This is a genomic window from Nocardiopsis sp. NRRL B-16309 (assembly GCF_001279585.1).
Classification (GTDB): domain Bacteria; phylum Actinomycetota; class Actinomycetes; order Streptosporangiales; family Streptosporangiaceae; genus Nocardiopsis.
This window is the reverse complement of sequence record NZ_LGEC01000083.1, coordinates 33,110-55,589: the sequence shown is the minus strand read 5'-3', so window position 1 is coordinate 55,589 and position 22,480 is coordinate 33,110. Positions and strand designations below refer to the sequence as shown.

Here is a 22,480-nt window from a genome sequence, read left to right as displayed (position 1 = left end):
GTCTAAGGAAGGCGGGGGCTGGCGAACAGGCCAACCCACTTCTCCTGCTCAGGGTGGTCGTGGTGCTGCTCGTAGTGCGGCTTGATCTCGCGGCGGGGGTGCTTGAAGTCCTTGTGCGCGAGGACGTAGTGACCAGGGCCCAGGCAGTTCTCGCTGTGGGTGTAGCTCCACCAGGTCTCCAGTACGTCCCAGCCGGTGATGTCGCCGTCCGCGTCGACGATCGGCTTGGTGGCGCCGAAGTACTCGACCCAGCGGTTCTGCCCCAGGTGCTGGTACCAGTCGCCACGCCCGATTCCGCTCTCCCAACCGTTGTCGTCGGCCAGGGACCGAAAGCCCGCGAACTCCTCGGGGATGAAGGGAAGGTACATGGTCACGCTCCTGTCTGCTGCGGTGGTTCGGGTTGGGCGGCGGGGTGGTGGGCCCGCCGCCTGGGGCGGCCTCGTGGCGGCGCGGGGCCGCCCATGAGGCCGCGTGCTTGGGGCGCGAGGGTGCCTCGTTTGTCCACTGTTGAGTTCTCAAAAACCATGCGCACGTGGCGCCTCTGAGCTGGTGTTTTCCCTCTCCTGCTCTATGTACAGTTTAGCCCCTTTGGGGGTGGTGGTGCAACCCGGAAACCGTGCCAGTCCCCGGGTGAGTGTTCAGTCCTGCTGTGGCGCGGTCCCGGGCTCGGTCCGGCGTCCCTTGCCGGGGCGCGTGCGTAGGAACGCGGCGACCTTGGCCGGGTGGTAGGTGGCGGCGCGGTCGCCGGGCTGGCCGGTCTCAGGGGCGGGGAACTCCACGACAACGCCGCCCACTTTGCGGGGCTTGCCCTTGGCCACCCGCTTGGCGCTCTGCTCGCGCTCCCGGCGGATGTCCCGGGGCGTCATCTCGACGACCTTGGCGATATCGGGCAGCCTCATGGGCTCGGTCATCGCCGCCAGAGCCTCCAGACCGGGATTGGGCTGCGGGCCCTGCGGAGCGTGCTGCGCGGCCCACGCATCCAGCTCACGCCGGGAGTGGATCGCGGGAGCGATGGGCTTGAGACCGTCCTCGCGCGGTGCCGGGGGCGGGGAGGCAATGGCGGGCCGGGGCTTGGGCGTGTCGTTGCTCCGGTAGGGCCACCGCCGGATGGTGGCGGCGCGGGCCTGGAGCTGCTCGGGGTCGGTGATGCGCTCGGCCTTCGCGCGGTGCAGGCACCACTCGTCCCACGTGGTCGCGTCGTCGGGGAAGGCGGGGTCGTCGGCGACCGAGTCGTCGATGTCGTGGGTGCGCAGGAAGGCAAGGCGCGTGGCGTGGTCGGCGGTGCGGTTCATGGGTTCGGTCCTTCTTGTACGCTGGTGGATGAGTCATCGTGCGCAACGTTCTCCGTTGCGTGTGGTGGTTCGGGGTAGGCGGTTCCGGGGTGGTGGGTCCGAAAGGACTTCCCGGGCCGCCGCTTTTCGTTGTGGGGGCCGCCCGCTGGCCGGGCGGCCCCCACACGTGTATAGCGCCTAGAACAGGGCCTGTTGGGCCTGGTCGGCCCACGCCCTGGGGAAGGTGCGCCCCACCTTGTGGCGGGCGGTGGCCGGCGCGGTGGTGTAGAACTCCTCGGCTCCGGGGCCGGCCACCGAGCTTCGGCGCTGGACCCACGCCCTGGGGTGGTCGGCGTCGCTCATGTCGACCTGGACGGTGTGCTCGAAGGCGGTGGCGGCCAGCTGCGCGCGCATGCGCCCCCGGCTGCCGGTGGCCATGATCTCCACCGCGCGCGCGGCCCGCCCGGCGCGGGCGGGTGCCTCGCGCTTGGGCGGCCACACGCGGCGCACCCGGTACAGGGCGTGTTCGGCGTCGGCGACCTGGGCGGCGAACCGCTCCAGTGTGGCGCCCATGCTGGGGAAGCCGCGGGCGAGGTCGATCAGGCGCGCGGTGGGCAGCAGCCCCTGGCGGGGGTTGAGCGCGGTGGCGGTGTGCTCCATCCGCAGCGCCAGGCACGCCGGTTCGGGCTCGGTGGTGAACCGCTCCAGGGTGCGCGCCCGGCCTTCCTGGTTCGACAGTGAGAAGGGGCAGAAGCTGCATGCGCTCTTGGGCCACCACTGGCCGGTCTCGGCGAAGATCCGCTCCAGACAGTCGGCGCGGTCCCACTTCCAGGTGATCAACGGGTACTCGCCGTGCCGCTGGTCGGTGTCGTAGGTGCGGTCCTTGTCGGCGCGGCGGCACTCGCCCGACTCGAACCCGAGCACGTGCCGGTATGGGCGGCTGCCGACCAGGTGCGCGATGACCAGGTCATTCGGCTCTCCTTTGGCGTGGATTGAGCAGATACGCGTGCCTCCCGTCTGAGGTACCGTGCCCGCCGCGAACATCTCGTCCGAGAGCTTGTACGTGCCCTGGCTGTAGAGCGTGCGCGGCGCGCGGGAGTCGTCCAGGACGACCACGCCGTCGCGCGCCAGGGACGGGCCCCGGCGCGCGACCTGGACCAGGCGCACACCGGCCGCGCGCAGGCGCGGCAGGATGTGCTCGGTGACCAGGGCGCCGGTGTTGGCCCACTCATCTCCGGTGTGGGCCACGACCACGGTCAGGTGGCTGAGCGGGAAGTCGCGGCTGGCCGGTTCGCTGAGCCAGCGCAGCAGGATGGCGGTGGAGTCGACGCCGAGCCCGTAGCTGAGGATCACGGGACGGTCGACGTGGGCGGGGACAGGCGGGATCGCGGTCGGATCGAGCACGAGTTCCTCCGAGGGTGTCGCGATGTGTGGTTCGGGGCGGGGCGGGGTGGTGGGCCCGCCCCCGGGGATGTGCGATCAGCGTTGGTCAGGTGTGCTGGAGGAGCCGCGCCAGGGTGGTGCCTGGCGCGGCCGGATCAGGGGTTCAGCACAGGGTGAGCTGTCCGTGTGCGGGCTCGTCGCCGCCCGCGAGGGTGTCGGCCAAGGAGCGGTGGTTCTGGAAGCGGTGGCCGATGCGCTCCTCGATCTCCAGGTACCGGTCGCCCTTGGCCGGGTTGAGCCGGTAGGCGCAGCGCAGGTCCTTCGCGGAGGCCAGCGGGCAGTAGGTGCAGCTGAGCCTCGACATCCCTTCGTCGTAGGCCCAGTGGTGGCGGGTGCCCCCGGCCTTGATGCCTGCCCAGACCTGGCGCAGCGACCAGGCGTGCACGGGCAGCCAGACGTCGACGTGGCGGCGGCCGTTGCTGGCGCGCTGGTCGTGCCGGTAGGGGATCTTCTTGGCGCGCTCGCCGGACTCCTGGGCGCGCATGCCCATGATGTTGAGGACGCGCACCGGTCGGCCGGTGACCTTGCCGGACTCGCGCATCTCCTTGACCAGGGCCGTCATCAGCTTGGCGGTTGGGGCCGTCTTGTGGTCCGAGGTGCACCACCGTGCCAGCTTCGGGCCGGGCCACCGGCCGCGCGCTTGGCTGCGTTCCAGGATCGTCTCGACCTGTCCGTCGGCGCGGTAGCGGCCCACGATGTGCAGCGCGCGGTCGTAGTGGCGGGCGTGCTCGGCCGCCAGTGCGCGGGCGTCCTCCCACTCGGCGTCGCCGAGGTCGGCATGGACGACGATCAGCCGCTCGGGGACTCCGGCGCGCTCGAAGGCATGCACGGCCTGGGCGAGGGCGACTTGAGAATCCTTCCCGGCCGATATTTGGGCCATCCCGAGGTCGTAGTCGGCCGGGTCCGGCAGCGGGCCCGAGGTGATGGTGGCCGGCGCGGGGCGGTTCTGGGGTGTGGGCATGCGTCCCTTCGGAAGCGGGTGTGCGGTTCGGGGTGTGCGGCCGGGGGCGGGGTGGTGGGCCCGCCCCCGGCCGGGGTGTGGGTCAGGTCCGGAGCGGGCTCCGGGCGGCGGTGGTGATCGCGGTGACCGCCTCGCGCACGTCGCGGACGGCGTCGGTGGACCGGGAGTCGTAGACGGTCTCCCAGCAGCCGAGGTCGTCATCGGGGTAGCGGCAGACCAGCAGCCCGGTGTGCTCCCGGGCGGGGTAGCCGATGCGGGTGCCCTCGGGGTCGGTGATCAGCAGGTGCGTGCCGTCCCTGAGGTCGACGTACACGCCGGTGGTCCCCCCGCCCAGGGACGTGAACTCGCCGGTCAGGCCAACGGGGTCCAGTGCGTTGATGAGCAGGGTGCTCACCGGCGGCACCTCCAGCGGGCGGGCCGCCTCGGCGACCACGGCGCGCAGCATCGCGGCCATGTCGGCCAGGACGGCGGGAAGCTCTGCGTGGCGCAGCGAGTCCGGGGTGCTGAAGACCACGCGCTCATGCTCGGTGTCGGTCGCCCCGGGGTCGTCGGGATCCACGTGGTGTCCGTAGCGGCAGACCAGCAACCCTTCGTACTGGGACAGCGGGGTGTGCAGGTTGTCGCCGTCAGGGTCGTTGATGACGATCACGGTGCCGTCCTGGGCGGTGACCAGCACACAGTTCTCGCGGCGGAAGTCGTAGAACCTGGGGCGCAGCCCCTGGTGCTCCAGTGCCTTGTGCAGCACGTCCAGCACGGTCGTCTCGGGTACGGGCATGAGATCCCTTCGTCGTGTGTGGTCCGGGGTGCGGGGCGGGGTGGTGGGCCCGCCGGGCGGTTCAGTCGTGTGCGTAGAAGAGGGCGTTGTCGAGCTGGTCGATGGTGCGTTCGGCGTCGGCGCCTCGGGCGGTGAGCGCGCACATCAGGTCGGTGGCGAACTCGGCGGCCGTCACCAGCGGGTCAAGCTCCTCAGGCCAGGGCCAGCCGTTCAGCCAGGTCCGGCGCTGGATGGCCAGCAGCGGCGAGCGCGCTTCGTTGACCAGGTAGGAGAACGTCCACTCCAGGTCGGGCGTAGGGGGACCGTCCATGAGGAGCAGGTCGTAGCGGCCACCGGCTTCCCAAGCGACGTCGGGGTCGTCGGCGCGTTCCAGGACGCGCTTGAGCAGGTCCGACAGGCCGGTGATGTCGGTGGCGCAGCCCACGGCGGCGGCCAGTTCCTCGACGGCCCGGACGCGCCGGTCACGGGCCTGGACAGAGGTGGTCATCGGGTCCTCTCCGGGGTGTGGGCCGGGCGCCCCGATGGGGGCGCCCGGACGGTTCAACGCAAGGTCGGGTTCAGGCGCACAGGCGGCACGCCGGGTGCCGGTGGTCGAGGCCGGCGCACACCCCGCACGGGTCGTAGAAGCGCCACCCACCCGAGTGCGGCGGCGCGGGCAGGAGATACAGGACTTCGTCGGTGAAGATCGGGCCGACGAACTCTTCTTTTCCGATCCGGGCGGCGCCGGGCCAGGACACGCTGTGGCCGCAGCCGGTGAGGTCCTCGGCGGTGGCATCCGCGATGTTCTTGGCGACGTAGCCGGTGGTCTCGTCCCACACCTGCAAGGTCAGCATCACCCGCTCGGCGTAGAAGGCCGTGGGGTTGTAGGCGGCCAGGGCGTCCCGGTAGGCCAGCAGCGCGTACCGGTCGAACATCAGGTAGGGGAACCCGGTGGCGGTCTCCAGCGCGTTGACCAGGCCGGTGATGGGGCCGGTGACGCCGGGGATGTGCATACGCCTGGGGACCCAGACCGCGTTCAGCGGAGCGCTGGGGTCGCCCGGGTCACGGCTGGAGACGGCCATCAGGGTGGTCGCCTCGCTCAAACGCGGTTGGACGTGGTCGTAGGTGCCCTGGTCCACGATGGTGCCGTCGTGGGCGACCGCGCAGTAGAGCAGGCAGCCGTCTTCGTGGCCTTCGGCGCCCTCGACGGTGCCGCACAGGCCGCTGGCCTGTACGCGGTCCAGCGGCGGCACCGGGATGAGCCCTTCGGCCTCGTAGGTGATGGGCGGCATGGGCGCGTCGTCGGTGATGAAGGTCCGGGTCGCGGTGCGCGGGTCGGGCCCCTCGACCTGGACGGTCCGGATCATGTCCTCGTCGCCCAGACAGAACCATGGCTCGCGCAGACGGTCCTGTTCGGCTCCCACGTGGCGGATCTCGGTCCAGTGGTGACGGGTGAGCAGGTGGAGCTGGTAGACGGTCATCGCGGCCTTTCTCGCGTGTGCGGTTCGGGGCACGGGGGCGGGGTGGTGGGCCCGCCCCCGGGTGGGCGGACCACCCGACTGGGTGGTCCGCCCGTGGGTGTTGGTCAGGCGGCCAGAACCATGCGCTCGTAGGCGTCCCAGCCGGACTCGCGGTACTCGCCGGTGATCGCCTCGACCAGCGGGGAGAGCAGGATCTCGGCGGCGGGCGGGGTCACGGCATTGCCCAGAAGGCGGGCCTGATCGCGCTTGGAGTACTCCAGGAGCCGGTACGCCTCATCGAAGGCCATGGCCCGCTGGATCTCCTCGATCGTGAGCATCCGGAACAGCACCCGGTCGATGTCCACCGGGCCCGGGGGCGGGGTAGCCACGCCGTAGCGCTCCTTGGTGGGCAAGGTCCCGATGGGACCGCTGGCCGGGAGCGTGCGCCCCTTGCCGTAGTACTGCACCAGCAGCGGGTCGACGCCCCGGGGGCCGGTGGCCAGACCGTGGTGGAAACCCCCGGCCGTGACCGTGTGCAGCGGACGGTCGACGCCGTAGGCGTTGTGAGCGTCGCCTCCGCCCCGCAGCGGTGTCACGAACGGCGGCGGGAAGGCCACCGCGTTCTCCTGTCGACAGGTCTGGGTGCGGATCGGCGCCTCGACCGTGGTGGCCTGCTTACCGTCGCGGCCCTCCATCGGCACCACCAGCGGGGGCACGGCGAGCCCGTCACTCTCGCGGGTAGTGCGGGTGGGCATCGGCTGGTCGAGCCGTACCGCGCCATTGCGCCAGGTCCCCCCGGTGGGGGTCAGCAGCGGCTCCCAATACCGCTCCATGCCCACCCGGATGCGGGCCAGCGTCTTGTCCTTGAGCGGGCGGGTGCGCTCCCCGATCGGGGTGCCGGGGTTGGACCAGTCGATGACCGCTGAGGCGGGCAGCGCCTCGGGTTCCACGACCCTGTTGCGGCAGCTCACGCGGGGGCACCGGTAGACGTACTGGGCGCGGTAGCGGCCCATGTCCGCACCGCTCCGTTTGAAGCTCTGGATGCACCGGACGTAGGTCTCGCAGTCCGGGCACCAGGCCACCGGCCGCAGCCACCGCCCGAATTCCGGAGTGCGGGCCAAGCTCTTGTGCCAGTAGGCGACGTAGAGCCGGTCACGCGACTGCGGGCACCGGGGGGAGCGCGGGGCTAGTGCGTGCATCGAGTTGAGCGCGATCACGCGCACCTCGTAGCCCTCGGCTCGGATCTCGCCGATCCACCGGTTCCACTCGTCCCACTTGCGGCACTGGATGACGTTCTCGACCACACCGACCAGCACGGGGTCGTTGGTTGCGTTGCAGGCGCGCAGGTAGTTGACGACCTCCTCCATGAGCGCCCGGGATCGGGTGGCCTTGGCCTCCTCCTCGGTCATCGGGGCGCCCCACAGAGCCAACTGGTTGGTGCGGTCGAAGGTGCGCTTCACGCCCCGTGCGTCGCTCCAGGCAGGGCAGGCGGGGGAGGCCCAGTAGACCTTGACGCGGGGGAAGACGTCGGCGACGCGGATCTTCTGCACGTCGCCGGTGTAGTGCTCCACGCCCGGGTGGTTGGCGCGGTGGGTCGCGATGGCCTGCTGGTTGTGGTTGGCGGCCCAGACCGGCACCAGGCCGGGGACCTGGGTCGCCCCGGCGGTGCTGCCTCCCATCCCGCAGAACTCGTCCAAGTAGGTCAGTTCGTCACGGCTGTGAACCTTGACGGGCAAGGAAACTCCTCGTTGCTGTGTGTGGTTCGGGGTCGGGCGGCGGGGTGGTGGGCCCGCCGCCCGGGGGCGGTGTCTGGCTCAGTCGGTCCACAGGGCGTTGCGCAGGTGCTGGACTCCGGCGAGGAGTTCCGCGTAGTCCTGCATGCGCAGCTCGGCGATCACTGAGGTCGGGTGCGCCTGGCAGCCGCTCAGGACCTGCGGGGGGTGGGTCTGTCCGCTGAGCAGTGTGAGTCCGGCCAGGACGCGGGCGGGGTCGATCGGCACGGCCAACAGGTCCTCGCGCGGGTCCGCCGGGGTTGCCTCCATGTCGCATGTGTCCCACTCGTCGGTGAGGACGATGAACTCCGCTTCGGCGGCGATGTCCTCCCTGGGGAAGCCGGTGGTGGCCTCGGCTGCGGCCTCGATCCTGGCCACGAACCCTTCCGGGTCCGTTTCCATGCCCATGGCTTCCATCAGGTGCAGGGTGCGGGCGGCGCGGATGATGACCGGACTGTCCTGCGGTTCGAGGGGCGGCCACCAGGGTGCGACTCCGGCGGGGCCGCAGTGCGGCTGGTCGAGAAGCTGGGTTTCGTGCTCCATCGTTCTCCTTGCGGTCGGTGTGTGATTCGGGGTTGGGCGGCGGGGTGGTGGGCCCGCCGCCCGGGGCGGCCTCGTGGGTGGCGCGGGGCCGACCACGAGGCCGCGCGTCTGGGGCGCGAGGGTGTCTCGTTTTCCACTGTTGAGTTCTCAAAAACCACGCGCACGGAGCGCTTCCCGAGTGGGAGTTCGGGGGGCTTCCCCCTCCCTCCTGCTCTATGTACAGTTTAGCCCCTTCGGGGGGTCGGTGGCAACTTGATATGGGCTCTGATCTGGGCTTTCTTGGGTCTGACCTTTGGGAACAGGGCAGGCAAGGGGGCGGGGCGCGGGGGCTCTGCCCCCGCGCCCCGCCCGGGGTGCCCCCATCCCGTCGCCCGTCATCCGCGCGTAGCGCAAGCGCGCCGCGTGGCGGTCTGCCACCGAGCGCAGCGAGGCGTGACCCCCAGAGCGGTGCCGGGTGACCGGGTGGAGCGCGACGCTGTGAGGCACGAGCGGCGGCGCGCGGAGGCCGCAGCGCCCGGTGCCGTGGCGGGGGTTGGCTGGCCGCCGCGCGGTGTGCTGGTCTGTGACCGGATGACGGGTGGCGGGATGGGGGCACCCCCTACCTCAGCCACGCGCCGTGCCGCACCCGACAGCGCTCCCCCTCCCCCATCTTGGCCGCTCGGGGCTTCCCCGCCGGAGGCTCTTGCGCAGCCGCGGTGAGAAGTCTGGGGAGGGAGGCGCGCACGGCCTGATGCGGATCGCTGTCAGGGCTGGGCCGGCGCCGGTCGCTCCTTCGGGTATCCGCTGCTGCCGTACATGGCGGCCGCGGTCCACGGCGCTGCGGCTAACAGGAACTCGTGGGAGGGTGCGCGCTAGTCAGGTGGGTGTGCCGCCTGAGCATGTGGCAGTGGCGCGTTCGCGTACCAGTTTCGCGGTGGTGGGGTAGCGGCTGTAGAGCGCGTTGAGTTCGCGTTGGGCCGCGGTGTCGTCCTGCGCACCCGCGATCTGGGTGTCGATGGCACGGCGTACTGCGGTGGCGAAGGGTGGCGGCCATGTCACGGCAGACCGCGCGGTGATCACCCCGCTCAGTGCGTCGACCAGGTCGATGACCACGGGGAGAGGTCCGCCTGCCGCAGGCAGGCCGGGCGGGTACTCGGTCTCCTGGCGCGATGCCTGCCAGACGCCTTCCATCCATCCGGTGCCCTCGAACCGGACCGCCAGGATGAGGACGTCGGGTTGCTCGACCAGGGCGAAGCGTGGCGGGCCAGTGCGCCCCTCTACCGCCGTGATGAGGTGCTGGTCCGGGGCGTTGAAGCACAGCAGCAGTTCGGCCTCCCGCTGCGGGGACAGTCTCCACGAGGCCGTTTCCGGGTAGCGGGATCGCCGGGGATCGTAGAGTTCACCGACTGCTGGACGCTGGGGCACGCGTCCATCTTGGTCTGCGCGGCCATGGCCCCGCTGGAGACACGCGGCACGCTCGGTGCCGGGCCGCGATGCCCTGCGGGGCCGGGGCCGTGAGACACCGCAGATGCGTGGTGTGGAGCCTCTGGGGCTTGTGGATCCCGCGTCCCTGCCCCTGCGCCCCGCAGGGACAGGGACGCGGGCGGTGATCAACGACCAGTGCCTGCTCCCCGGAGGGGTGCGGGGGCCGTGCCCGTGCGCGGACGGCCGCCGCCTACGACATGGGGGGCCTTCGGCCTGGGCTTGCCTCCACTGAGGCGAGGCCGGTGCCCGCTCTTCCCGCGAGAGCCTTTGGCGGCCGCGGGAGCCGACTTGGGGCCAGCGGCCGTTTTGGGGCCGGTGGGCGCGGGGCCGGCGGCAGCCGCAGAGGCCGGTTTCGGGGTGGCTGGCTTGGGGCCGGCGGCAGCCGCGGAGGCCGGTTTCGGGGTGGCTGGCTTGGGGCCGGTGGGCGCGGGGCCGGCAGCGGCCGCGGAGGCCGATTTCGGAGCAGCAGACGCCTTGCTCGCCCGATCCTCCTGGATGTCGAACTTGGCCTGCTGCACCGCAGGGGCGGGCTTGTACTTCTCGGAGAAGACGTTGTCGACCATCTCCTTGGGATAGACCTTCTTGCCCTCAGCGTCGGTCCGGTTGCCGAACTCCTTGCGGAGCTCGTCGTTCGACAGAGCAGGCTTGCCCTGTTCGGCACGCGCGCGCTGGGCCTGGTCGACCTGGTCCAGGAGGTGCCCCTCCAGCCTGTTGGCCTTGGCCCCCTGGCGGCTCTTGTCGTAGGTCTCCATGGCGGCGCGGAACGACTCACCCGCCGCAGGGTGGGCGCTGACCGCCTGGGTCATCGCCTCGCCCCGATCGGCCCCGTTCTTGCGTGCCGCGTCGTAGCTCTTCATCAGCTCCGGATCGAGCTCGCGCATGCGGCCCTCAGCCAGCGTCGTGGCGTGCTCGGCGAAGCGATGGTCCTTAGCTTCCTGAGCGCACAGCCCCCACACCTTGGCAGCACCATCGATGTCCACGTGCGGCATCATCTTCTCGACGGCCTTTCGGGCCAACGCATCGTCAACTTTGGATGACTTGCCCCGATTCTTGCCGTTCGACTCCTCTTTCCCCTTCTTCTCATCTGGTCCATTCTTCTTATCTTCTGCCCTTCCTCGTCGTTCTTCTACAGCTTTGCGGAAGCCTTGGACCGTAGACTTCCCCTTGCCGAAGAGGTCCCGGATCGCCTTGAGGAGGTCTGCGACCTTCTTTGCAGCGTCCCGTGGATCGAACCCTCGTTTAGAATCGGGCGCCTTGAGGCTCTGTACTGCGGCGGCGAGGATTTTTCCCGTGGTCACCCCGGCAGTGGTGGTCTGCACTGCCGCCTCACTGAGAGGTTCGTGGTGTTTCTCGACGTGCTTGTTATCCAAAGGCGTGGTGTCTGTCATGAGGTCACTCTACGAGGGCACGCTTTCAGGGGCGGAGAACACGGGTGGAATCTGTCATTATCAGTGCTATGACTTCTCACCTCGGCCTGCCAACGGCCACCCCTGTCGGTGATGCGTACACCCCACCTTTGAAGAAGACGTCCGTTTCATCCACCTCGCCCCCTCAAATTCCGGAATTCCAGCACGACGAAGTCGAATCGGCCGGGCCAGCCCCGACGCCCCCCAGTTCGACGGTCGACACGTCCACTCGCGCTGAGGCCGACTCGCCCCCTCCGGCCCGCGTCCCTGCCGCGCGCCCGCATCCGACGGCACCCGCCCCCCGCCCTGCCAAGGGGCGGGAAGAACGCCCGGGGGCCACGACCGTACGGGCGTCCGCACCGGCATCTGGCGAGCAGCTCTTTGTCAGCACCGCGCCGTCCGGCAGGGCCGGTTCGTGGACCTCGCCTCGTTGGTGGCTCTCCAGCCTGTCCGGAGGTCGTATCCCCCCGGAGTCACGCCGCCGGGCACGGCTGCGTGCACTCAACGAGCAGATCACCATTCCGCTGGGCGAGCACCACCGCACGGCGGTACTCAGCCTGAAGGGCGGGGTGGGCAAGACGACCACGGCCGTCGGCGTGGGGTCAGTGCTGGCCTCCCTCCGAGAGAGCAGGGTGATCGCCGTGGACGGCAACCCGGATCGCGGCACCTTGGGAGATCGTGTCAGGCGCACCACCGACCTGACGGTGCGCGACCTCAACCGATCAGTCCATGAGATCCAGCGCTACACCCGTATGCGGGCCTTCACCTCGGTCAACGATTCTCGCCTGAACATCCTGGCCAGCGGTACGGCAACAGCGGGGCACGACCAATACGACGCGGACTCGTACAAGGTCACTGCGGACCTGCTCGAGAACTACTACGACCTGGTCCTGACCGACTGCGGTACCGGCCTGCGCCATTCGGCAATGAGCTCAATCCTGGAACTGGCCCACCAGGCCATCATCGTCCTGGAGCCGGCGGTCGACGCGGCCCTGTCCGCCTCCTCCACGCTGGACCTCCTCCAGGAGCTGGGGCACGAAGACCTGGCCGGGGGCGCGATCGTGGTGATCTCGGGTGTGAACAGCTCCACCAGGCGCGCGGTGAACCTGGACGAGATGGTGCATCACTTCAAATCGCGGGGGCACGGGGTGGTCCAGGTGCCCTTCGACGACCACCTGGACGCTGGCGGCATCTTCGAGTGGGACGCCCTGCATGCTGCGACCCAGGAGGCCTACATGGAGGTGGGAGCTCTGCTCGTCCGTCGGCTGACCGAGGGATGAGTCGCCTCACCCCTGCACGGGAACCACCCGGCGAACCTGGCCGGCCCACCCGGGGGAGAGGTGGTAGCCGGTGTCGACGATCTCGACCGGCCGGCCCGGGCGGGGGGAGTGGACGGTCTGCCCGCTGCCGATGTACATCACGACGTGTTGGGGTACCCCCCGGCTGTCATGGGTCGCGGAGAAGATCAGATCGCCGGGTTGGATCTCGTCGAGGTCCACCCGGACCCCGTCATGGACCTGGTCGCCGGTCCATCCTCCGATGGTGATTCCGGCGTGCTCGTAGGCCGCCCGGATGAGAGAGGCGCAGTCGCAGTTGTGGCTCCAGGTCTGGGCCCCTCCGGGGATGTCGCCGGGCCGGCGGGGGTCGTCGCAGGTCCCGCCCCAGAAGTAGTAGACGCCGACTTGGGAGGTGGCCCAGTCGATGGCCTGTGCGGCGATCTCGTGGGCGGGCTCCAGGGTGTGTGCGTAGCGGCCCGCCATCGCCATGACCTTGTCCACGTACCACCAGGCGTGGTTGTAGCCGTACAGGGCCGTACGGATGTCCTCCAGGGTGCCGCCGTCGGCGCCGTGGTCGCACAGGTAGTTGGCGGCCGCTGGGATGGCGTCTGCGGGGTCGTAGACGCTGGTGACCCCGTCGTCGTCGCCGTCCATGCCCCATCCCTGGTCGGGCCGGTCGGCGGTGTCCATGATGGGCTGCCCACCCCAGGAGTTGCCCGCGGCTGAGCCGTCCAGGGCACCGAACTGCATAGGGCCCGCGGCCCCCCAGTCGTTGTGCCCGCTGGTGATGCCCTTCCCCGGCCAGCGGCCGTGGTCGCTCTCGATCTTGCCGACCGCGGCCAGGACCGCCCACGGGATGGGGCAGCTCTGGGAGGTGGCGGCGTCCTGGTACAGCACCAGGTAGTGCGGGGGGATGTCCTCCAGGGCGAACTCGGTGGGTGCCCCGCTGAGGCCGCCCCGCCCTGAGAGCGTCTCGTCCTCGGGGATGAGGGTGAGCAGGAGCATGAGGCACATGAGCGCGTAGACGAGGCCGCAGACGCCGAAGATCTTGAAGAGCGGCATCTCAGCGGAGGAACTCGTTGACGTACCAGGCGCCGTCGTGGTTCACCAGGGACAGCACCTGGGTGGGCAGCGGTTCGGAGCGTTCGCCGTCACCTGTGGTGATGGTGCGGGTGCCCTCGATCAGCAGCATCGTCATGAGGTCGTTGGGCTCGGGGGCTGAGGGGTCGCGGTAGGCGCGCGGCTCGGTGATCTGCACCAGCTCGTCGTTCTCCTGGGCACGGGACCACTCGGCGGACGGGGGGCGCGCCCCCTGTTCCTGTGTGAGCAGTGCGCTGGTCGCGTAGGGGCGGATGCGCTCGGTCCGGCTGTCGGCTGTGTCGCTCCGGGCGTCGTAGGACCAGTAGGCCACCACGAAGGACTCGGCGACCTCGGTGGCCGAGTCGGGGTCGCTGGCGGGGATGCGCACGCGGCCTTCGGGCGGCGCGGAGGTGGGTTTGGGACTCGGTGTGACCGCGGCGGTGGCTGTGGTGGCGGAGGGTGCGGGGTTCGGCGGCGGCACGGTGTGCGTGTGGCACCCGCTCAGCGCGGCCACGGCCATGAACACGGTCACCGACCAGACCCTCCTGCCGGGCCGCCCCTGCCGGGTCTGCCCGGGGGACCAGGGCGAGCTGAACACGAGCACTCCTTGCGCAAACCGTCGGTGACATCGGTAGGCTACCGCCTGAATCACTGTGAGTAATCATGGAATTTCATTCTGTGATGCTTGTCCGTATGGGAGTGGGTTCATGGCAGAAGAGACCGGTTCGGAGCCGGATGAGGCGCCCGGCGTCGTCATCGTGGGAGCACACGGCGGTTCAGGGGCCAGCACGCTGGCTGCCATGCTGCCGGACCCCGTCTACGACGTGGGACCGCTCATGGCCCCCGACGGCCGGGTTCGAGGCGTTCACGCTCACGGCCGCCCCATCGTGCTGACCTCGCGCAACACCGTGCGTTCGGCCGAGGCGGCCTCGGCCGCCATCAAAGGGCTGCGCGAGCAGGGCCTGGAGGCCGCCTGCCTGGTCGTGGTCGCCGACGGTGTGGGAAGCGAGCCGCGCGAGGCGCGCGTGCGCTTTCGCATGCTCGAAGGCCACACGACCGTGCACCGCATGTCCTACCTCTCGCTGCTGCGCACCAGCGAGAGCGTGCCGCCGCTGGAGGAACTGCCTCGCAAATCCCAGTCCGAGATCAGCCAAGTGCTAGAGATTGTCCAGAAAGCCTAGCGATGATCGATATTCTCTCGACCCCCGTGGATTCCTCCCTCTTCTACTTGGCGGTCCCCAATCCCGCCCCCGCTGTTCCAGAGGGCCTACAAGGGCCTGTGAACCAGGTGATCTCTTATGCCAAATGGATCGTCATGTCGTTGGGCATGCTGGGGATCCTCTACTGCGCTGGCCAGATGATCATGGGTCGGCGCAATCGACACCAGATGTCCGCGGACGGCGCCATGGGAATCCCCTGGGTTATCGGAGGGATTTCCCTGCTGGCAATCGGCGCGCCACTGATCAACTCGTTCCTGTGATGCGCCGATCGACGTTCGCGCCCTATGAGACCCCTGGGCCGGACAAGAAGAAGATGTGGATGCTGGCTGGGGCCGCGCTGGTGGTCGTGGCGCTCGCTTTCGGTGTCGGACGCACCACCGCAACCGCGCCCACGCAGGAGAACACCACCCAAGCGGACACCGAGCAGACCACCTCCACCGCCCAGGAGGAGACGCTCGATGTCCAGGGCCTGGCCTGGCGCGAGCACGGCGGCATCACCCTGCCCTTCTCCGCCGAGCACGGGCCTCTGGAGGACGACCAGGGCTGGGTACGCGGGTTCACCCGCACCGAGAGCGGCGCCGTCCTGGCGGCGCTGCACATCTTCTTCCAGGGGGACCGCAGCGCCGACCTGCCAGAACAGGTGATCCGTACCTCGCTGGAGGAGCAGTGGACGGGAGAGCATACCGAGGAGCGCATCGCCGCGATGGACCGCCTCGGCTTTGAGCCCAACCCCGATCGCGGATCGCTGGAGCCCCACGGCTACCTCGTGCACGAGTACAGCGAGTCAGGTGCGGTCATCGAGCTGGCTGTGAACGCGCACACCGAGCAGGGAGACGGTTCCCCCACGACGAGCGGAATGCTGGTCACCCTGCTGTGGGCCGATGGCGACTGGCGCAGGCTCGTCCCCGAGAGCGACATGGACCACGTGCGCCTGCTGGATGCCGAAGAAATGATCACCCACGGATTCACCGAGTTCGCCCATGAATAGCGGTCGCCATGCCTGAATCACTCGAAGAGTGCCAAGGCGGAGACATCATGGTGAACCTCGGAGACTGCCTTTCCCTGCACATGGACAGTCTGAGGGAAACCGTCGAGGGAAACCTCCGGGATGCTGTGACCAACACGGTCAGGGGGGAGGCTGAAGCCGCCATGGAGAACCTGGCACAGATTATCAACGAGGGTGTCGCCACCGTCCTGAACCTTCTGGTCGGTTGGATCGTCGCCCCGGATAGCCTCAACCTCTCGACGGGGGCAGCGGGGTCGACTATTGACACGATGGGCGGCTACCTATCGCCCATCATCTATCTCGTGGCGGCCCTCGGTGTTGTCGTCGCCGCCGGGAAAATGGTGCTGAGCAGGAAAGCGAATCCGCTCCTGCCCCTGGGTACCGGCCTGTTGGTGCTGATCGCCGTGCAGGTCATCGGTCTGCCGGTCGCCAACGCCTCGATCAACTTCGCCGACCAGCTATCCCAATGGGTGATCCAAGGCACCCGCACCGAAGAACTCGAAGACCGGCTCGTGTACGTGCTGACCTTCGGCCAGTACTCCGGGGGAGAGATCGATCCCGACGCCAACATCGCGGGGTTGTGGGCCGGTCTCGGCATGATCATCATCTTCGGCCTGGTGGTGATGGTCGTCGCCGCGGTCCAGGTCATTCTCCTGGTCTTCCGCGAGGCGGTCATCATCATCCTGGCCGCCCTTTTGCCGCTGGCGGCGGCCGGGATGTTGATGAAGGCGACCTCCCCGTGGTTCCACAAGGTCACTGGCTGGCTCCTGGCGCTGATCCTGTACAAGCCCACGGTCGCCTTCGTCTACGCGACCACCTTCACCTTCATCGTCGAAGGCGAGGACCTGACCACATACTTCTCCGGTCTGATGATGCTCCTGGTCTCACTGGTCGCATTGCCCGTCCTGACGAGCCTGTTCTCGTGGGCGTCCGGCTCTGTCGCCGGCCCGGGAACCCCGGGGATGGGCGGCGGGGGAATGGCCGCGGGCGCGCTCGGTGCCTCAGCTTCCTCCGGGGGTGGTGGCGCCTCCCAGCAGGCGGCCTCCACCAACCAGCGTCTGGGCAGCGCCGAACAGACCCACTCCACCGGCCGCGGAGGCCTGGGAGGCGGCTCTCAAGCAGGAGGGACCGGGCCCACCGGCGCCAAGGAAGACGCCTCTGGCAAGCAGCCCACCCAGAGCTCCGATACCCCGCCAGCGGGCGCCAAGCCCTCTTCCTCCTCCACCGGAGGTAATCGTCCCCACAATCCGTCGTCGGGGTCGTCGGGTTCGAGCGGCGGGCTCACCAAGGCGGCCTCGACGGCGGCCACCAGCGCCACACCGCTGGCAGCAGGAGCCAAAGTCGCCCAGCAAGGCGCTTCCTCAGGCGTCAACTCAGCCAAGCAGGCCGCGGGCTCATCGAGTGCAACAACAGGAAAGGGCGGAAAGTAATGGAGGACTCCTCCCCCCCACGCACCTACGGCGGGTGGCGGCGCAGCCGCGGCGTCGGCTTCTTCGGGCTGGGCATGGGCGGCACCCTCACTCTGTTGGGTGCCTTCATCGTGCTGATCCTGACCGCGCAGATCTCACCGCCGCTACTGCTGTGGGTGACCCCGCCGGCGCTGCTGGTGGCCGCCGCAGTGCTCATCCCCGTCCACGGAGAGCCCGTCGGCATGGTCCTGGTGCAGCGCCTGCGTTGGGCCATGTCGACCATGCAGGGCCACAACCGCTACAAGTCCGGGGTCCTGACCGATCACCCCCACGCCTTCCAACTCCCGGGACTCTTGGCTCCGTTGCAGCTCAAGAGCGCCAGCGATGGCCTGGGCTCCGACTACGGGGTCGTCTGGAACCGTCGCACCGGTCATCTGACCGCGACGCTGAGGGTGGCTCCCTCCTCGATCTGGCTGGCCGACGTCGACGAGGTGGACACCTGGGTCGCGAACTGGGGCAACTGGCTCAGCGGCCTGGGCCACATGCCTCAGGTGCTGTGGGTGGCGGTCACCGTGGACACCGCGCCTGAGGCCGGCTCCGTCCTGGCCGAGCGGGTGTACGCCTCGCTCTCGCCCGAGGCCCCCGAACGGGCCCGCGACATCATGACCGAACTGGTGCACACCGCTCCTGCTGCGGCCGCCGACGTCGAGACGAGGGTGACGATCACCTTCGACCCCGGCCAGTTCCCCGCCCGGCCCAAGACGATGGAGGAGGCCATCGGCGAGGTCGGCCACAGCTTGAGCCAACTGGAGACGTCCTTGGCCGGATGCGGGGTGGCCGTGGTGGGCCGGGCCAGCGCCGCCCAGGTGGCCGCTGCGGTACGGGTGGCCTTCGACCCGGATGCGCGCGGCCCAGTGGACCAGGCCTTGGACGAGAACCCCGACCATGTCATCTGGGAGGACGCGGGTCCCATCGGCGCCCACGAGCACGCACGCCACTACGAGCACAGCGGCGCCCTGAGCGTGAGCTGGGCCTGGAACGAAGCGCCCAGGCAGAACGTGCAGTCCCAGATCCTGGCCGGCCTGCTCTCACCGACCCGCGACCCCAAGCGAGTCACCCTCTTCTACCGCGCCTACAGCGCCCAGAACGCCGCTCGCATCCTGGAGTCGGAGGTCAACGCGGCCGACTTCCGGGCCGCGGTGCGCTCTCAGCAGGGCCGCGATGAGAGTGCCCGCGATGCCGTGGACCAGGCCAGGGCCCGCCAAGCCGCCCAGGAGGAAGCGGCCGGGGCCGGGGTGAGCCTGATGACGGTCTACGCCACCGTCACCGTCACTGACCCGGAGCAGCTGCCCCGCGCCGTCGCGGAGATGGAGGCGTCCGCCGAGACGTGCAAGATCCGCCTGCGACGCCTCTACCACTCCCAAGCCGCGGGGTTCGCGGCCACACTGCCCTGCGGCATTTTCCCGCCCGCGCTCGCCTACGAACTGCGCAACTAGAAAAGGCCAGACGTGTCCCTGCTACGTCGCCGCTCCGAGAAGCCCGCAGCCTCGGTGCAGCACCCCAAAGACGCCCCGCCCCTGTCGCACCTGGACCCGGACGTGGATCTGTCCCACGTGGCGCCCCTGTGGGGGTGGCGCCATCCCAACAGCGGCCGGGTCGCCCACATCACGCCCGGAGTGGAGATCCAGGGGACGACCACGCAGCTGTGCGGGATGTTCCCCTTCACGGCAGGAGCGGGGACCCCCACCGTCGGCACGCCGATCGGCCGCCACCAGTTGCACGGCGAAGTCGTGTGCATGGACCCGCTGGAGTGGCTCCGGGCCGGGTTGGTCACCAACCCGGGGGTGTTCGTACTCGGCCAGCCCGGCACCGGCAAATCGACCTTCGTGAAGAGGTTGATCACCGGCGCGGTGGCCCGCGGCACCCGGGCCCTGATCCTGGGCGACTCCAAGCCCGACTACACCGACCTGGTCGACTTTTTGGGCGGTCAGGTCATCAGGGTCGGCCGCGGCCTGGACCGGATCAACCCCCTGGACGCCGGGCCATTGGGTCGGGCCCTCAAGCGCATGGAGGGCCCCGATGCCGAGAAACTGCGCTGGGAGGTACGCTCCCGGCGGCTGTCGTTGCTGCTGGCGCTGTGCACACTGGTCCGGGAATCACCGCTGACCAACGCCGAAGAGGTCCTGCTCGGCAGGGCCATCGACCTGCTCGACGCACGCTCCGACGAGTCCGAGCCCACCGTGCCCGACGTCCTGCGGGTGATCGGCGAGGCCCCCGATGACCTGGTCACCTCCTCACGCTCCCGCACGCGGGAGGACTACCTGCGGCGTACCGATGAGCTGGTGTTCACCCTCGACCTGCTCTGCACCGGGTCCCTCGCCGGCGTCTTCGACGATCAGACGACCCGCCCCATCGACCTGGACGCCCCCCTGGTGAGCGTGGACATCTCCGCTACCGGCGGCGCCGGGGACAAGCTCCTGACCGCCGCGATGCTGTGCACCTGGGCCTACGGGTTCGGCCTGGTCGACGCCTCTTCGGCCTTGGCCCAACTCGGCCTGGCCCCGCGCCGCTTCTACATGGGCGTCATGGACGAGCTGTGGCGGGCCCTGCGCGGCGCCCCGGGCCTGGTCGAGCACGCTGACGCACTGACCCGGCTCAGCCGCTCCAAAGGGATGGCGTCGGTGATGGTGACTCATTCCCTGGCCGACCTGGACGCCCTTCCCACTGAGGAAGATCGGGCCAAGGCGAGGGGGTTCGTGGACCGCTCCGCGATCACCGCCATGGCCGGGCTGCCCCCGCGCGAGCTGGAGCGCGTGCACGCGATCATGCCGATGACCGCACGGGAGCGGGCGATGATCACCCGCTGGGCGGCGCCCGACTCCTGGCAGGCTGAGGCGCGCCACCCCGGGCGCGGCAAGATCATGCTGAAGGTGCAGGGCCGCCAGGGCCTGCCCATCGACCTCACGCTCACCAACGCCGAACGCCGCCTGTACGACACCGACCAGGCCATCCGCGCCACCCCCGGGGAGGCGGCGTGAGCGGCTCCCTGGGACCCAAGAGCGGGCCCCTGCACTCCCAGCACGGGCCGTGGATCGTCCTGGGCCTGCTGTGGGGCGTGGTCGGCCTGTTCGCGTGTGTGTGGGCGGCCGCGTGGGTCGCCGCGGCCCTGACCGGCGGTAGTGTCGCGCCTTTCAGCGGGCAGTGGGTGGGCGCTCTGGTTCGCGGCCACACCGAGCAGACCTGGCCGGGGACCCCTACCCCTGCGGTGATCGCGACCGGGATCGTCGTCGTCGCTGCGGCTTCGACCCTGGTGTTCTTCGTGATGCGGGCGGTCCTGTCGCGGCGCAGCGCACCGGACGACCCGGTGGCCGCGATCAACCGGGAGAACACGATCGTGTCCGAAGCCGGGTACGAGGCGACCCGAAAGCGCGCCGTCAGCTTGCGCAAACCCCTGTCGCAGCTACCACCGAAGGAACAGGCCAAGCTCCCCGAAGGCAAGATCGGCCTGGCCCTGGGGGACGTGAAGCTGCCCGGCAAGCGCCGCGGGCCCACGATCTATGCCTCCTGGGAAGACACGATCCTGGCCATCATGGCCCCCCGAGCGGGGAAGACGACGTCGCTGGCCATCCCGCACATCCTCTCCTCCAAGGACAGCCCCGTCCTGGTGACCTCCAACAAGCCGGACGTGTGGCAGGCCACGGCCCGGGTCCGCGAGCAGGACACCGGCGGCCTGACATGGCTGTTCGACCCGCAGGGCATCACCCACACCCCGCAGCAGTGGTGGTGGAACCCGCTCCAGGGGATCACCACCGTGGAGGACGCCTTCCGCTTGGCCGGGCACTTCGTACTCACCGTGGACGACGGGCAGAACAAAGACCTCTGGGGGCCGGCCGCCGCCGACCTGCTGTGCGCCTTCATCCTGGCCGCGGCCGGCGCGAACCTGGACATGAACCGGGTCGCGGAATGGCTCGATGACGAACTGCTGCCCACCCCCGTGGAGATCCTGAAGGCCATGGGCCAGCACCCCATGGCCTCCTCCCTCAAGGGTGCCCAGGACGGCGCCCCCGAGACCCGGGCGGGCATCTACCAGACTGCGCGCACGGCCGCGAAGTGCCTACGCGACCCGCAGATCATGAAGTGGGTGACGCCTCCCACGGAGGACCTGGACTCCTTCGACCCGGACGTCTTCGTCACCTCGAAACAGACCCTGTACCTGATGAGCAAGGCCGGAGCGGGTGCGGCGGCCCCGCTGGTGGCCGCCCTGACCGACCGGGTCCTGCGCGCGGGGGAGAACGCGGCCGAGCGCCAGGGCGGGCGGCTGCACAACCCCCTCATCGCGGTCCTGGACGAGGCTGCCAACATCTGCAAGATCGCGGACCTGCCCGACCTGTACTCCCACTTCGGCTCGCGCGGCATCATCCCGGTCACCATCCTGCAGAGCAGGAAGCAAGGCGTCGGGGTCTGGGGTGAGAACAAGTTCGACGCGATGTGGGGTGCCGCGACTAGGAAGATCGTCGGCGCCGGCATCGACGACCCGAGCCTGGCCCGCGACCTGTCGGTGATGGTGGGCAAGCACGACGTGGCCGTCTCCAGCGTCACCTACGCCGAACGCACCAGCGAGTCGGTGTCCCTGCGCCACCAGGAGATCCTCGACGCCGCCGACGTGCGGTCCCTTCCGCGCGGGTCGGCTCTGGTCATGGCCACCGGTATCAAGCCCGCGCTGGTCGACCTCAAGCCCTGGTACACCTCCGCGCGCGCCAAGGAGATCGGGGCGGCGTTCAACCTCGCGGAGTTGGAGACCGCCCAGCGGGCGGCGGAGAAGGCAGGAAGCGCACTGTGAGCACGACCGTGACGGTAGAAGAGTCCGAATCCTTCTGGGATCAGTGGTTCAGGGACATGGGCGAGGCCGCGGCCCGCGCAGAGGCAGCGGAGTTCGAAGAGGAGTTCACCCCACCCCAGTGGGAGGAGCCGCCGGAAGCCGACGCCACGGCCGAGGAGTCCGAAGAGTGGGAGGTGCCTGCGGAAAGTGGCTCCGAACCCGCTGAGGAATCCGGGGAAGAGGAGGAGGCCGAGCCCTTCTACGACTCCCTGGAGGAGTGGGTCAACTTCTACTTCCTGGATGTCTTCGTCCGGATCGAGGGCGGCGAGAACAAGTGGTGCCGCGAGTGGTGGCGCCACCCCGAGGGCATTGTGCGCCTGGACGCGCTGTGGCGGTCCTGGGAGAGCCTACGGCTGGACGAGCAGACGGGGATGAGCACCTGGCTGCGCGATCATGCAGACCACCACATGGGTGTCCTGATGGGGCAGAACGGGCCCTTCCGCATGTGCAAGGGCGACGTCCACCGTGAGGGATCGCCCCTGGGTGCGGACTGGGCCCCGGACGGGTGGTGGGACGAGGAGTGAATTGAGCACTA

General features: G+C 69.6%; 22 protein-coding genes. 9 read left to right on the top strand and 13 right to left on the bottom strand.

Features of this window, described 5'->3' with window-relative positions; all coding sequences use genetic code 11:
• Positions 1-2: 2 nt before the first annotated feature.
• The 11 genes from ADL05_RS18610 to ADL05_RS18560 form a co-directional block, all read right to left on the bottom strand.
• Positions 3-368 (bottom strand): hypothetical protein, encoded by a 366-nt coding sequence (locus tag ADL05_RS18610; RefSeq protein WP_053618263.1) that lies wholly within the window; start codon positions 366-368, stop codon positions 3-5.
• Positions 369-638: 270 nt separating this feature from the next.
• A complete protein-coding gene (locus tag ADL05_RS18605; protein WP_053618262.1) occupies positions 639-1,292 on the bottom strand; it encodes a hypothetical protein in 654 nt (217 codons plus the stop codon).
• Between the two features lie 177 nt (positions 1,293-1,469).
• Positions 1,470-2,675 (bottom strand): hypothetical protein, encoded by a 1,206-nt coding sequence (locus tag ADL05_RS18600; protein ID WP_053618261.1) that lies wholly within the window; start codon positions 2,673-2,675, stop codon positions 1,470-1,472.
• A 142-nt stretch (positions 2,676-2,817) separates the two neighbouring features.
• Complete coding sequence (locus ADL05_RS18595) at positions 2,818-3,675, bottom strand: phosphoadenosine phosphosulfate reductase family protein (protein ID WP_053618260.1); 858 nt, start codon at positions 3,673-3,675, stop codon at positions 2,818-2,820.
• 82 nt (positions 3,676-3,757) lie between these two features.
• The gene (locus tag ADL05_RS18590; protein WP_053618259.1) at positions 3,758-4,450 is read right to left on the bottom strand and encodes a hypothetical protein; all 693 of its coding nucleotides are present in this window, start codon (positions 4,448-4,450) and stop codon (positions 3,758-3,760) included.
• Positions 4,451-4,511: 61 nt separating this feature from the next.
• On the bottom strand, positions 4,512-4,937 hold the full coding sequence (locus tag ADL05_RS18585) for a hypothetical protein (RefSeq protein ID WP_053618258.1): 426 nt from the start codon (positions 4,935-4,937) through the stop codon (positions 4,512-4,514).
• A 70-nt stretch (positions 4,938-5,007) separates the two neighbouring features.
• The gene (locus ADL05_RS18580; RefSeq protein ID WP_053618257.1) at positions 5,008-5,910 is read right to left on the bottom strand and encodes a hypothetical protein; all 903 of its coding nucleotides are present in this window, start codon (positions 5,908-5,910) and stop codon (positions 5,008-5,010) included.
• 104 nt (positions 5,911-6,014) lie between these two features.
• The gene (locus ADL05_RS18575; protein WP_231640808.1) at positions 6,015-7,625 is read right to left on the bottom strand and encodes a DNA cytosine methyltransferase; all 1,611 of its coding nucleotides are present in this window, start codon (positions 7,623-7,625) and stop codon (positions 6,015-6,017) included.
• 78 nt (positions 7,626-7,703) lie between these two features.
• Positions 7,704-8,204: a hypothetical protein gene (locus ADL05_RS18570; RefSeq protein ID WP_053618256.1), complete on the bottom strand. Its 501-nt coding sequence runs from the start codon at positions 8,202-8,204 to the stop codon at positions 7,704-7,706.
• A gap of 855 nt (positions 8,205-9,059) precedes the next feature.
• Positions 9,060-9,608: a hypothetical protein gene (locus ADL05_RS18565; protein ID WP_053618255.1), complete on the bottom strand. Its 549-nt coding sequence runs from the start codon at positions 9,606-9,608 to the stop codon at positions 9,060-9,062.
• A 185-nt stretch (positions 9,609-9,793) separates the two neighbouring features.
• Positions 9,794-11,056 (bottom strand): hypothetical protein, encoded by a 1,263-nt coding sequence (locus tag ADL05_RS18560; RefSeq protein WP_156365918.1) that lies wholly within the window; start codon positions 11,054-11,056, stop codon positions 9,794-9,796.
• Positions 11,057-11,124: 68 nt separating this feature from the next.
• On the opposite strand from ADL05_RS18560, the gene ADL05_RS32170 reads away from it, so the two are divergent.
• Complete coding sequence (locus ADL05_RS32170) at positions 11,125-12,354, top strand: MinD/ParA family protein (protein ID WP_082376554.1); 1,230 nt, start codon at positions 11,125-11,127, stop codon at positions 12,352-12,354.
• A gap of 6 nt (positions 12,355-12,360) precedes the next feature.
• Here the strand turns inward: ADL05_RS32170 and ADL05_RS18550 are convergent, their stop codons facing one another.
• Together ADL05_RS18550 and ADL05_RS18545 are read right to left on the bottom strand one after the other, a co-directional pair.
• A complete protein-coding gene (locus ADL05_RS18550; RefSeq protein ID WP_053618252.1) occupies positions 12,361-13,413 on the bottom strand; it encodes an NlpC/P60 family protein in 1,053 nt (350 codons plus the stop codon).
• A 1-nt stretch (position 13,414) separates the two neighbouring features.
• Positions 13,415-14,029 carry a hypothetical protein gene (locus ADL05_RS18545; RefSeq protein WP_156365917.1) on the bottom strand — a complete coding sequence of 205 codons (615 nt, stop codon included), beginning with the start codon at positions 14,027-14,029 and terminating at the stop codon, positions 13,415-13,417.
• Positions 14,030-14,138: 109 nt separating this feature from the next.
• Here ADL05_RS18545 and ADL05_RS18540 point away from each other — a divergent pair, with 109 nt between their 5' ends.
• From ADL05_RS18540 to ADL05_RS18505, 8 genes are read left to right on the top strand one after another with little or no spacing between them, the layout of a single operon-like run.
• Positions 14,139-14,612, top strand: a complete 474-nt coding sequence (locus ADL05_RS18540) for a hypothetical protein (protein WP_053618250.1) — start codon at positions 14,139-14,141, stop codon at positions 14,610-14,612.
• A 2-nt stretch (positions 14,613-14,614) separates the two neighbouring features.
• Positions 14,615-14,911 carry a hypothetical protein gene (locus ADL05_RS18535; protein WP_053618249.1) on the top strand — a complete coding sequence of 99 codons (297 nt, stop codon included), beginning with the start codon at positions 14,615-14,617 and terminating at the stop codon, positions 14,909-14,911.
• Complete coding sequence (locus ADL05_RS18530) at positions 14,911-15,639, top strand: hypothetical protein (RefSeq protein WP_156365916.1); 729 nt, start codon at positions 14,911-14,913, stop codon at positions 15,637-15,639. Before ADL05_RS18535 ends, ADL05_RS18530 begins: the two co-directional genes overlap by 1 nt.
• A gap of 47 nt (positions 15,640-15,686) precedes the next feature.
• Entirely contained in the window at positions 15,687-17,087 is a 1,401-nt protein-coding gene (locus ADL05_RS18525) for a hypothetical protein (protein WP_053618247.1), read from the top strand.
• The gene (locus tag ADL05_RS18520) at positions 17,087-18,562 is read left to right on the top strand and encodes an SCO6880 family protein (protein WP_053618246.1); all 1,476 of its coding nucleotides are present in this window, start codon (positions 17,087-17,089) and stop codon (positions 18,560-18,562) included. Before ADL05_RS18525 ends, ADL05_RS18520 begins: the two co-directional genes overlap by 1 nt.
• Positions 18,563-18,574: 12 nt before the next feature.
• The gene (locus tag ADL05_RS18515; RefSeq protein WP_197285848.1) at positions 18,575-20,104 is read left to right on the top strand and encodes a hypothetical protein; all 1,530 of its coding nucleotides are present in this window, start codon (positions 18,575-18,577) and stop codon (positions 20,102-20,104) included.
• Entirely contained in the window at positions 20,101-21,906 is a 1,806-nt protein-coding gene (locus tag ADL05_RS18510; protein ID WP_053618245.1) for a type IV secretory system conjugative DNA transfer family protein, read from the top strand. The genes ADL05_RS18515 and ADL05_RS18510 overlap by 4 nt, the downstream gene beginning before the upstream one ends.
• Positions 21,903-22,469, top strand: a complete 567-nt coding sequence (locus tag ADL05_RS18505; RefSeq protein ID WP_156365915.1) for a DUF4913 domain-containing protein — start codon at positions 21,903-21,905, stop codon at positions 22,467-22,469. The genes ADL05_RS18510 and ADL05_RS18505 overlap by 4 nt, the downstream gene beginning before the upstream one ends.
• Positions 22,470-22,480 lie beyond the last annotated feature (11 nt).